Genomic DNA, 12,224 nt, shown 5'->3' on the forward strand with positions numbered 1-12,224 from the left:
TTTCCCCTATATCAACTGCTTTCCTATTATACCAACTTAAGCCAAGCCACACACTCCACATGCGTCGTATGCGGGAACATATCAACAGGCTGTACTTCCTGTGTTTTATATCCGCCTTCTTCTAGTACTTTTAAATCACGTGCTAATGTTGCTGGGTTACACGATACGTATACGACGCGGTTTGGCTTCATGTCGATGATTGTATTTAGTAATGCTTCGTCACAGCCTTTACGCGGTGGGTCTACGACCATTGTGTCGGCGATTACGCCTTCTTTGTACCATTTTGGAATGACTACTTCTGCTTCTCCTACGCCAAATTCAGCGTTTGTCATGTTGTTTAGTGCTGCGTTTCGGTTTGCGTCTTCGATTGCTTCTGGGACGATTTCAACGCCGTACACTTTTTTCGCTTTTTGCGCTAGGAATAACGAGATTGATCCGATTCCGCAATAGGCATCGATTACTGTTTCGTTACCATTTAATTTTGCGTATTCTAACGTTTTATCGTAAAGCACTTTCGTTTGCTCTGGGTTTACTTGATAGAATGAACGTGCTGAAATCGCAAATTTAATGTCACCGATAAAGTCATAAATGTATTCTGATCCGTACAGTACTGTCGTTTTGTCTCCGAAAATTACATTCGTACGCTTCGTATTTACGTTTTGAACAATTGATTTTACTTCTGGGAATTTCGCTGCAATTTCTTCAATAATTGCTTTTTTGTTCGGCAATTCTGCTGTACGCGTAATGAAGACAAGCATAATTTCTCCTGTTACTTGTCCGTAACGAGCCATTACGTGACGAAGTGTTCCTTTGTTACGCTCTTCGTTGTACGCAGTGATACCGTGCTTTTCACAAATACGTTTTACTTCTTGGATTAATGTATCGTTTTCTTCTGCCTGAATTAAGCATGATTCCATATTAATGATGTTATGCGTTCCTTGGCGATAAAAACCAGCTACAAGTCCGCCTTCACGTTCTCCGATTGGTACTTGTGCTTTATTACGGTATACCCACGGATTCTTCATGCCAAGTACAGGATGAACAGGAACATCAGCTAGTCCTCCGATACGCTGCATAACGTCACGTACTTGTTTTTCTTTCGCTTGTAATTGTCCTTCATAAGTTAAGTGCTGAAGCTGACAACCGCCGCACTGATTATATACTGGGCATTCAGCATCTTTACGATATGGACTTTCTGTATGAAGCTTCATTAAACGACCAAATGCGAAGTTTTTCTTCACTTTAATAATTTTAATTTGCGCTTCTTCACCTGGTAATCCGTTTTTAACGAAAATAGGATAGCCCTTTACTTTCGCAACACCGGCACCATCATGTGTTAAATCTTCAAATACTACATCTATAAACTCGTTTTTCTCAACTGGTGGCGTCATTTTAGTACTCATTTTCCGACCTCTCTTTTTCATAACACTGCGTTACATTTTATCATACTTATATGGTCTTTTTCTATTGGAAGAAAAAAAGCTATTGACGATACTTCTCTGTTAATGTTACGCTACTACTAATTTAATACGGACGATGTTACCTCATATATACTTGATAATATGGATCGAGAGTTTCTACCCGGCAACCTTAAATTGCTGGACTATGGGGAAAACTAATGAATATTAGCCTATGCGCAAAAAAGGACTCATATTGATTAGCTTTCTCTCATAGATGAAAGTGAATCCATATGGGTCTTTTTTTATTTTTATTTTTCTAAAAGGTCAGACATCTTACGTATGACATAAAACCTCATTCCTTTATTTTTAGTAATATAACGAGCGTTTTATGTACAAACTTTATACGAACTTCTGAAAGGGGCAACTACATGCAATATGTAATGAGCATTATCGGTATTATTGCCGTGTTAGGTTTATGTTTTGCTTTGTCAAACAACAAAAGTAAAATCAACTTCCGTGCAATTGCAATTATGATTGGTTTCCAAATTTTAATCGGTTGGTTTATGTTTGCTACAAAGATTGGTCAACAAATCATTATTTTCATTAGTAAAGTTTTCAACAAACTAATTAAACTTGGTACGACAGGTGTCGATTTTCTCTTTAATGGAATTCACAGAGATTTTGTCTTTTTCTTAAACGTATTATTAATTATCGTATTTTTCTCAGCACTACTTTCAATCTTTAGTTATTTAGGTGTTTTACCATTCATCGTTCGCGTTGTCGGCGGTGCTATTTCAAAAATTACTGGTTTACCACGTGTTGAGTCATTCCACGCAGTAAACTCTGTATTCTTCGGTTCAAGTGAAGCGTTAATCGTTATTAAAAACGATTTACAGCATTTCAATAAAAACCGTATGTTTATCATTTGTTGTTCTGCGATGAGCTCCGTTTCTGCTTCTGTTACAGCATCATACGTAATGATGTTAGATGCAAAATACGTACTGGCAGCTCTTCCGCTAAACTTATTCTCAAGCTTAATCGTTTGTTCGTTATTAACACCAGTTGATACGAAGAAAGAAGATGAAGTGATTCAGAAATTTGATAGAACTCTATTCGGGGACAGCTTTATCGGCGCAATGATTAACGGTGCGCTTGATGGTTTAAAAGTAGCTGGTATCGTTGCCGCATTAATGATCGCCTTTATCGGTGTGATGGAAGTTGTAAACTACGTAATTAGTGCAGCTTCAGGCGCAATGGGACATGCTGTTACTTTACAACAAATCTTCGGTTACGTACTTTCTCCATTCGCATTCTTAATGGGTATTCCAACTCAAGATATTATCCCAGCTGGTGGTATTATGGGTACGAAGATTGTTTTAAATGAGTTTGTAGCAATCCTTGATTTAAAAGACACAGCTACAACATTAGCTCCACGTACAGTTGGAATCGTTACAGTATTCTTAATTAGCTTCGCAAGTATTAGCCAAATTGGTGCAATCGTTGGTACAATCCGTGCCCTTTCTGAAAAGCAAGGAAGCGTTGTTTCTAAATTTGGTTGGAAAATGCTATTTGCATCAACACTTGCTTCTATTTTATCTGCGACAATCGCTGGATTGTTTATTTAATAAAAAAACACCTTACTTTAACAAGTAAGGTGTTTTTTTTGATTCTTTATGAAACCGAGTGAAATTCAACTGCTTCTTCTGTATTGATAATCCTATCTTTATATATACCTTTTATTGAAATGTAAATGATAGATTTGTTTATATTTTTTAACTTTCCTAATGAAAAATGATAAAGTAATCCATCGCTTTTTAAAGTCCACATCTTCCCACTCCATGGACCAGTAGCTTTTTGTTCATCCGACGCCTTTATTTCACCTTCATATTCGCATTCTCCCAAAGGAGTTTTAATTGTATTCTTCTCTGTATCAATTCGAATATTTTTAATTAGCTTCAAATTTTCATCAGAGAGAATTTGAATTTCATGATCTTTCTTTTTAAAAAAGAGTTTTCCGTCTTTGGTATTTATATATTCTGCATTATCCATTTTATCTATCATAAAATCATATTCTTCTTTTGTAATACCTAAGTTTTGATGATAAGGAAACGTTTTTTTCGGTATAATTTCTTCTTCGGCATACTTCAAATACCAATCTAAATTATTTGTAATACTATTGCTCATTTTATTTCCGATTTTCTCTAATTTCTCTTTTATCTCATAAGGAAATTCTATTGTCATAATATCCGCCGTCACTTCCGCATTCATAAGATGCGATGGAATATACTCTTCCACGCTATTCGCTTTACTCACTTCACTTTGACAACCAACTATAAATAGCGATATGAAAAAGATATATATTATTTTTTTATATTTCATTTCTATTCTCCACTCCATACATTATTCTTACTTAGTTTTATAGCGGTTTTCATTATAGTATAAAATCTTTATATTTTAATAAAATACATATCCTTATGCAAAATTGCATATTAATATGTATTCTTCTTACTTTAAAATTAGCTTAAATCACTTTCCAAATTATACAAATAACAAGTTAAAAATGTTATAATTTTCAAAAAACATTGGAGGATATTATGAAAGCCCACGCAATTTTCGATTTCTTACATTTACTAGTCTTAACGCTGAAAAGCTATTATGTATGGGGAATGCCTATCTATGTCTTCATTATTCCTCTTATCTTTGTAGTCGGTTATATTATTATTAATTCTAATAAGAAACAAAAAAATACATCTATTCAAAGTCACTAATCTATTACCTTAATAGCCTCCTAAAAATCATATTCCCCTCATTTTCTTCAAATGATATGATGAACAAGGGTAAATCCCCACCACTCTTATAGCGGTGAGGATTTTAATGTCAATATGCAACATACTACACAATAGAAGGTGATTTTTATGAGAAAATACGCAGCAATTGCTTTATGTACGTCTGCCATTCTAGCAGGCTGCAATACTAGCAATGTAAGCCAAGAACCTAAAAAAGAGAAAAAGGTTCAAGAAGTAGCTATACAAAAAGAGGCTCTACAAGAACAAGGTAAAATTTCTTATACTCCCATCACACACGAATCTACAAACACAAGTATTCATATTACAGACTTAAAAGATTCTTTAAATGAAGTACAATATAAAATTTGGCGTACAGCTGATGGAAAGGAACGTGCTAAATCTTTTTCTTCTAAAGAAAAGGAGAAACAATTTACAATTCCTTTTGACATAAAAGAATTTGAAGGAAAACGCGGTGAGTTCCAAATTGAAGCAACAGGAATGAAAGAAGATGGGAAAACAATCCCGCTTACGAAATCTACTATTACTTTCGAACAAAAGGTTCCTGTTCTTATGTATCACGCAATCGATGATTATCATGGTCAAGGTATTAAAGACTTATTCGTATCACCAGCTAACTTTGAAGCACAAATGAAACATTTAAAAGACAATGGTTATACGCTTTTAACGTTTGAACGCTGGGGTGATATAAATAAAGTAAATAAGCCGATTTTCGTTACATTTGATGACGGTATGAAAAATAATATGAATGCATTTCGCGTTTTACAAAAGCTAAAAGATGATACTTTTAAACCGGCAGCAACAGAATATATGATTGTTGATAACGTTGATGTAGAAGGAGCATTGTCTACTTCTGAAATAAAAGAAATGGTTGATTCCGGCATTTTCTCGGTGCAATCTCATACTGCAACACATGCAGACTTATCGAAAATTACAAACTATGAGGAAGAGTTAAAAGGTTCAAAAGAAAAACTAGAAAAAATAACAGGTAAGCCTGTTATCGCGATTGCTTATCCATTCGGTCATGTAGATGATAAGGTTGTTACAGAAACGAAGAAGTATTATCAATTTGCGACGACGACAAAGCCTGGGCAATTCATTACGAAGGGTGAACCTGATGAATTGTTAAAGATGAAGCGCGTTCGTATACACCATACAACGACTGTAGAGCAGTTTGCTTCTTCAATTAAGTAAATATAAGGGCTCAATACATTTTGAGCTCTCTTTTTACTTTATATTTATATATATTTTTAGAATTTTCTTGTATTATATATAGTAAGAAATCTTTCAAATTAAAGGAGATTATACATATGTCATTTGAACAAACGTTAGAGAAATATGCTGCTCTTGCAGTTAATGTTGGTGTTAATATTCAACCTGGACAAACTTTATCAATTAGTGCACCTCTTGAAGCTGTACAATTTGTACGCCTCGTTACAGAAAAAGCATATAAATCTGGTGCAAAACACGTATATGTAGATTGGAATGATGAGACGTTAACACGCTTAAAGTTCGATCTAGCTCCTGAAGAAGCTTTCGCTGAATTTCCATCTTGGAAAGCACATGCTCGTGAAGAATTAGCAAAAGAAGGCGCTGCATTTATGTCTATCTATGCAGAAAACCCTGATTTATTAAAAGGTGTAGAAGCATCGCGTATTGCAACAGCTCATAAAGTAGCTGGAGAAGCAATGAAAGTATACCGTGATTACGTACAAGCAGATAAAGTAAGTTGGTGTGTCATTTCTGTTCCTACGAAAGAATGGGCTGCGAAAGTATTCCCTGACGTAGCGCCAGAAGAACAAGAAGCAAAGTTATGGGATGCTATTTTCAAAGCTACTCGTGCTGATTTAGAAAATCCTGTAGAAGCATGGAAAGAACATGATGAAACATTACATACAAAAGTGGATTACTTAAACGAAAAGCATTATAAAGCTCTTCACTATACAGGTCCTGGAACAGATTTAACAATCGAACTTCCAGAAAAACATGTATGGGCTGGTGCTGGTAGCTTAAATGAAAAGAACGTACCATTTATGGCTAATATTCCAACTGAAGAAGTATTTACAATGCCACTTAAAACAGGTGTAAACGGCCAAGTTTCTAGTACAAAACCGTTAGTATTTGCAGGTAATATTATCGATAATTTCACGTTAACATTTGAAAACGGGCGTATCGTAGACTATAAAGCTGAAGCTGGTGAAGAAGCTTTACAACATTTAGTAGAAACAGATGAAGGTTCTCACTTCTTAGGAGAAGTAGCTTTAGTACCTCATGACTCACCAATTTCAAACACAAATGTTTTATTCTACAATACACTATTTGACGAAAATGCATCTTGCCACCTTGCAATCGGAAATGCTTATGCATTTAACTTAGTTGGCGGAAAAACAATGTCTAAAGAAGAACTTGCTGAAAACGGCGCAAACGCTAGTATCACACACAACGACTTCATGATTGGATCAGCTGAGCTTGATATTGACGGTATTACTGCTGATGGCAGACATGAGCCTATCTTCCGTAAAGGTAACTGGGCGTTTTAAATTTATTACCATAAAGAAACACATTGGATAATCCAATGTGTTTCTTTATTTATTTGGTCTCAATTCAAATTTTATCGTTCTATTTTCATGCGTAAACTCCGGTCTATACGTAGCGATATACGTATTTTCTTTCGCTACGTCAAATAGCATGATATCTTGAATTTTTTCATCTGGTGCTAACTTTTTACTAATAAAGCTATCAGGGTTATTATATTCTTTAAATCTTGTACCTTTCTTATCGGTAATCTCAAATTCATAAAATGCAAAAGGTATTTCCTTTTTACTATTATTTTCTACTTTGAAAATAATCCCCAAAATCTCCTCTTTCTTTTTATTCTCATCATAATCCGGATATCCCAATTTAACTGAATCGATAGTTACTTGCAAACCATCTACGTCTACTGTCTCCCCTATTTTATACACTTTATCTTGAACATCTTCTTGTTTACTTTCATTACTATCTTTAGTCTCAGTGCAAGCACTTAAACTAAAAGCTATGCCAAAAATTAAAACAATTTGACTTACCTTTTTTAACATACTCTTTCCTCCACATAAGACAATATTTCATATGTATCATAACAAAACGCTTTACTCTTTCTTGTCATATTTTGTCGTATTAATTGTTAACTGCACAAATAGAAAAAAGCTATCTTCTACAAAAGATAGCTTTCATGATGCCGATGAAACCTTAAGCCCAATGACACCCAAAACAATAAAAAGAATACAAAATGCTTGAAATAAACTAATATGCTCTTTAAAAAAGTACACACTAATGATTGTAATAAGTAATGTTCCAACGCCAGACCAAATAGCATAAGCAATACTTAAATGAATCTTTTTCACAACGATGGCAAACACGCTGAAACAAATCCCATAAAACACGAAAATCAGTACACTTGGAACGAGCTTTGTTAAACCATTTGATAGTTTCATCGCAATTGTTCCAGCTACTTCAAAAATAATTGTAACAAGTAATAATAGCCAATATACCATACTAGAATCTCCTTCTCTGTTACCTTATAGAGATTCTAGTATACTACTTATAGTCCCAATGAAATATATTTAATTTCTAAATATTCCTCGATGCCGAAATGGCCTCCTTCACGACCGATACCACTTTCTTTAAATCCACCAAATGGTGCTTGTGCAACTGATGGAAGACCATCGTTTAGACCGATAATACCGTACTCTAACGCTTCACTAATTTGGAATGCTTGGCTAATGTCTTTCGTGAAAATATACGCAGCTAAACCGTATGGTGTATTGTTTGCACGTTCGATTACTTCATCAACTGTTTTAAATTTCGCAACTGGTGCCACTGGCCCAAATGTTTCTTCATTCATACAAAGCATCGTATCATTTGCCAACCCAATTACAGTCGGTTGAATGAAATGTCCCTCTAACTCTGCGACCTTTTGACCACCATATAAAACTGTTCCACCTTTTTGAATAGCATCTTCAATATGTTCTTGTACTTTTGAAACTGCATTCTCATCAATAAGTGGCCCGACAGTCGTTCCGTCACCGAAACCGTCTCCTACTTTCAACTGCCCTACTGCCTTTTGGAACTTCTCTACAAATACTTCGTATACTTCTTCTTGAACGAATACTCGGTTTGTACATATACACGTTTGTCCTGCATTACGGAATTTCGAACCAATCACCGCTTCTACTGCTTTATCTAAATCTGCATCATTCATTACGATAAACGGAGCGTGTCCCCCTAACTCAAGCGAAACTTTTTTCATCGTTTGCGCCGCACTAGCCATTAACTCTTTCCCGATTTCCGTTGACCCTGTAAAGGACACTTTTCGAACGCGACCATCTTCCATCCATGTATCAGCAATTGCTTTTGCACTACCTGTTATGATATTGATTACGCCCTTTGGAATATCTGCTTCATGGGCTAATTCAGCTAATTTCAATGCAGTTAATGGCGTTTGACTTGCCGGTTTCACAACGGCTGTACAGCCTGCTGCAAGCGCTGGGGCTACCTTTCTCGTAATCATAGCAGCTGGGAAGTTCCAAGGTGTAATAGCTGCCATAACGCCAACTGGTTGCTTCATAACTAAAATGCGCTTATTCGGATGAGCAGCAGGAATCATTTCACCATATACGCGTTTCCCCTCTTCTGCATACCATTCAACAAAACTGTTTGCATAATTTACTTCACCAAGCGCTTCTGCAAACGGCTTCCCTTGTTCCTTCGTCATAATCGCTGCGATCTCTTCTTTATTTTCATCAATAAGCGTAAACCACTTTTTTAACTTCGTTGCACGATCTGCTGCCGTTAACTTAGACCACGTTTTAAAAGCTTCATGTGCAGCATCAACAGCTTGCTTTGCCTCTGTTACTCCGCCTTTTGGTACAGTTGCAAATATTTCCTTCGTCGCAGGATTATTTACTTCAATTTGTTCTTGTAGTGTAATCCACTCACCATTTATATACATCGCCTTTTTATCTATACTTACGAAAGTCGCCTTTTTATCCAATGTTTTCTTCCTCCTCTATGAACTTCTTAATTTTTCTAGTAGCAGCAGATTGACTAATTTGCAAAAACTCAGCCACTTTATAACTTGATCCATACGTTTTATATGCTTTAAGAATTATATTTCTCTCTACCTCTTCCAGCATTTTATAAAGGCTTTGCCCCGATTGTTCAACTGCAGCCTCTTGCATAGAGAGTGGCAAATCCTCTACCGTTACAACATCATCAACAGTAATAACAATTCTCTCAATTACATTCTCTATTTCTCTATTGTTCCCTTCCCACGGATATCCAACAAACATTTGTAACGTACTCGGCGCTAGTTTCACATCACGTCCGTACTTTTTATTAAAGTGCTGCAAGTAATGATAAATAAGCGGCAAAATATCTTCTGTTCTTTCCCTAAGCGGGGGAATTGCAATTGGAATGACATTCAAACGATAGTATAAATCTTTCCGAAATGTTCCTTGTTTCACCATCTCGCTTAAATCTCTATTTGTTGCCGCCACAATTCGAACATCTACTTTTTTTAATTCTCTTCCGCCTATAGGACGAAATGTTTTTTCTTGCAATACTTGCAAAAGCTTCGCTTGAATTTCAAGCGGCATTTCACCGATTTCATCTAAAAAAAGAGTTCCTTTATGCGCGGATTCTAATAGTCCCTTTTTCCCTTCACGATTCGCACCTGTAAAAGATCCACCTGAATATCCAAAAAGCTCCGATTCAATTAAATTAGTTGGTAATGCCGCACAATTAATTTCATAGAAACTTTCATGCTTACGGTGACTCACTTCATGTAAATGGCGTACTAATCGACTTTTTCCTACTCCAGTCTCGCCTAAAACGAGAACAGTACTATCCACTACAGATACTTTTTTGATTGTATCGACTATTTTTTGCATAGCTAGACTTTTAAAAATAAGTCCTTCATGCTCATATGTTTCTCTTAATTCTTTTTTATATGTTTTTAGCTGATTATCCATTTCCTCTACCTTTTGACGTAATTGATAGAGTTCAGTAAGGTCGCGAGAATAACTAATCACTCTTCTTAAATTTCCCTCATCATCAAAAACAGGCCTTGTACGAACGTGTAAATACTCTCCTGATTTTGTAGTTTGAACGAGTTCAATTGGCCTCTTTTTTTCAATCACTTCTAATGTCGCTGATGGATAAAAGATTCCATCCTTTTGTAGTTCTTTTACATGCTTACCAACTAACTCTTCTGCAGCTAGTTGGTAGTGCCTTTCACATGTACTATTTACACGTACAACGATCCCTTGCTCATCTGTAACAAAAATTTCGTCAAACGCATATTCAAATACATCTTTTAAATCCATTAACACTCGTTCCTTTTCTGCAACCATCCTAGCCACCCCTAACTTCAAATCCATCGATCCACTTCACTACCTTTATTATAAAGTGAATTTTCTGCATTTAATATAGAGTCAACCAGAATGTTTGCTATTTATACTTCAGTTTTTAAACGCGAGCGATGTTTGTTTGCTCATAACAAGCTTGCAATGATTCTTCAATTATTGTTAAACCTTCTTCAAGTTGCTCATCTGTAATAACTAAAGGCATTAACACACGGATAACATTTCCATATGTCCCTGCTGATAATAACAGTAACCCACGCTTATTTGCTTCTGCACATAGATTAGCCGTTAACGTTTTGTCAGGTGCTTTCGTCTTACGATCTTGAACGACCTCAAATGCACACATTGCGCCTAACCCACGCACATCACCGATGCAATGATATTTATTTTTCATCTCTTCGAATCGGTTCATTACGACTTTTCCTAATTCTATCGCTCTATCATTTAATTTCTCATTTTCTATTACATCGAGAACAGCTAATGCAGCCGCACATCCTAATGGACTTCCTGCATACGTTCCACCAAGTTCACCTGGTGCAGACTCATTCATAATTTCTTTACGTCCAATGACACCACTTATCGGTACACCAGCACCTAATGATTTAGACACTGTAATTAAATCTGGAACGACATCATAGTGATCAATTGCAAAATATTTTCCTGTACGACTAAAGCCTGTTTGTATTTCATCCGCTACAAATAAGATGCCGTTCTCTGAACAAATGCGGCGTACTTCTTGAACAAATTTCTTACTTGGGACGATAAATCCACCTTCCCCTTGAACAGGTTCCATTACAACAGCTGCAATTGTTTCTGGTGCTACTTCCGATATGAAGAAGTTCTTAAACTCTTCAATAATAAAATCATCATACTGCTCTTCCGTTAATCCCTCTGGGCGACGGTATTCGTATGGAAATGGCGCTTTATATACTTCTGGAGCAAAGGGACCAAACCCAAATTTATATGGCTTCACTTTACTTGTCATCGTCATTGTCATTAATGTACGCCCGTGGAAACCTTTAGAAAATGCGATAATACCAGGTCTCTTCGTATATTTACGAGCGATTTTCACCGCGTTCTCAACTGCTTCTGCACCACTATTTAAAAACAGGACTTGCTTATCGAAACTTCCTGGTGCCAATGCCGCAAGCTTTTCTGCTAATTCAATATATGGCTCATACATCATAACGTTAAATCCAGTATGAATGTATTGATCGACTTGTTTATGGAGCGCTTCTTTAACCGTTGGATGACAATGCCCTACGTTAATTGTCCCGATTGCTCCTGCAAAATCAATGTACTGATTGCCATCAACATCTGTTACAAGAGCACCATTTGCAGATTGTACAAACGTTGGGATGCCGTTACTTACTCCTTTTGGTACTATATTTTGACGGCGTTCCAATAAAGATGCCGCTTTCGGTCCTGGAATTTGTTCATTTACTTTAGCAAATTTTTTTGTATTCATTGCGTACCCCATCCTTTTCTTTACATTGTTTTCTCTTCTTATTGCAAAATATATGCCAACTTTCTTTTCTAGCATTTATCCTATATTCTTTGTATCCAGGCATAAAAAATAAGTCTATAAAGACTCATTAAGAGTCTTTATAGACTTA

At 36.0% G+C, this 12,224-nt stretch carries 11 protein-coding genes and 1 riboswitch; of the genes, 4 read left to right on the forward strand and 7 right to left on the reverse strand.

Features of this window, described 5'->3' with window-relative positions:
- Positions 1–26 precede the first annotated feature (26 nt).
- Positions 27–1,403, reverse strand: a complete 1,377-nt coding sequence (rlmD, locus tag ACTFN4_RS24645) for a 23S rRNA (uracil(1939)-C(5))-methyltransferase RlmD (RefSeq protein WP_086400871.1) — start codon at positions 1,401–1,403, stop codon at positions 27–29.
- Positions 1,404–1,524: 121 nt separating this feature from the next.
- Positions 1,525–1,626, forward strand: a riboswitch (purine riboswitch).
- Positions 1,627–1,828: 202 nt separating this feature from the next.
- Between rlmD and ACTFN4_RS24650 the strand changes: the two genes are divergently transcribed.
- A complete protein-coding gene (locus ACTFN4_RS24650; protein WP_001200484.1) occupies positions 1,829–3,025 on the forward strand; it encodes a NupC/NupG family nucleoside CNT transporter in 1,197 nt (398 codons plus the stop codon).
- A gap of 46 nt (positions 3,026–3,071) precedes the next feature.
- On the opposite strand, the gene ACTFN4_RS24655 is transcribed toward ACTFN4_RS24650, so the two are convergent.
- Positions 3,072–3,779 carry a hypothetical protein gene (locus ACTFN4_RS24655; RefSeq protein ID WP_000875591.1) on the reverse strand — a complete coding sequence of 236 codons (708 nt, stop codon included), beginning with the start codon at positions 3,777–3,779 and terminating at the stop codon, positions 3,072–3,074.
- A 215-nt stretch (positions 3,780–3,994) separates the two neighbouring features.
- Between ACTFN4_RS24655 and ACTFN4_RS24660 the strand changes: the two genes are divergently transcribed.
- The 3 genes from ACTFN4_RS24660 to ACTFN4_RS24670 all read left to right on the forward strand — a co-directional run bounded on the left by ACTFN4_RS24660 (position 3,995) and on the right by ACTFN4_RS24670 (position 6,744).
- Positions 3,995–4,168: a hypothetical protein gene (locus ACTFN4_RS24660; RefSeq protein WP_000643592.1), complete on the forward strand. Its 174-nt coding sequence runs from the start codon at positions 3,995–3,997 to the stop codon at positions 4,166–4,168.
- A gap of 147 nt (positions 4,169–4,315) precedes the next feature.
- Entirely contained in the window at positions 4,316–5,398 is a 1,083-nt protein-coding gene (locus tag ACTFN4_RS24665; RefSeq protein WP_439962934.1) for a polysaccharide deacetylase family protein, read from the forward strand.
- 116 nt (positions 5,399–5,514) lie between these two features.
- Positions 5,515–6,744: an aminopeptidase gene (locus ACTFN4_RS24670; protein ID WP_063245439.1), complete on the forward strand. Its 1,230-nt coding sequence runs from the start codon at positions 5,515–5,517 to the stop codon at positions 6,742–6,744.
- A 45-nt stretch (positions 6,745–6,789) separates the two neighbouring features.
- Here the strand turns inward: ACTFN4_RS24670 and ACTFN4_RS24675 are convergent, their stop codons facing one another.
- The 5 genes from ACTFN4_RS24675 to gabT all read right to left on the reverse strand — a co-directional run bounded on the left by ACTFN4_RS24675 (position 6,790) and on the right by gabT (position 12,076).
- Positions 6,790–7,281, reverse strand: coding sequence for a DUF4352 domain-containing protein (locus ACTFN4_RS24675; RefSeq protein WP_000915110.1), 492 nt, complete (start codon positions 7,279–7,281; stop codon positions 6,790–6,792).
- A 132-nt stretch (positions 7,282–7,413) separates the two neighbouring features.
- Positions 7,414–7,737 (reverse strand): DMT family transporter, encoded by a 324-nt coding sequence (locus ACTFN4_RS24680; protein WP_000263262.1) that lies wholly within the window; start codon positions 7,735–7,737, stop codon positions 7,414–7,416.
- A gap of 47 nt (positions 7,738–7,784) precedes the next feature.
- On the reverse strand, positions 7,785–9,236 hold the full coding sequence (gene gabD / locus ACTFN4_RS24685; protein ID WP_000358132.1) for an NADP-dependent succinate-semialdehyde dehydrogenase: 1,452 nt from the start codon (positions 9,234–9,236) through the stop codon (positions 7,785–7,787).
- Entirely contained in the window at positions 9,229–10,596 is a 1,368-nt protein-coding gene (locus ACTFN4_RS24690) for a sigma-54 interaction domain-containing protein (RefSeq protein WP_000225136.1), read from the reverse strand. The genes gabD and ACTFN4_RS24690 overlap by 8 nt, the downstream gene beginning before the upstream one ends.
- A 115-nt stretch (positions 10,597–10,711) precedes the next feature.
- Entirely contained in the window at positions 10,712–12,076 is a 1,365-nt protein-coding gene (gene gabT, locus ACTFN4_RS24695) for a 4-aminobutyrate--2-oxoglutarate transaminase (RefSeq protein ID WP_001093019.1), read from the reverse strand.
- Positions 12,077–12,224: the final 148 nt, after the last annotated feature.

The organism is Bacillus cereus group sp. MYBK95-2 (assembly GCF_051915225.1).
In the GTDB taxonomy this organism is placed as follows: Bacteria; Bacillota; Bacilli; order Bacillales; family Bacillaceae_G; genus Bacillus_A; species Bacillus_A cereus.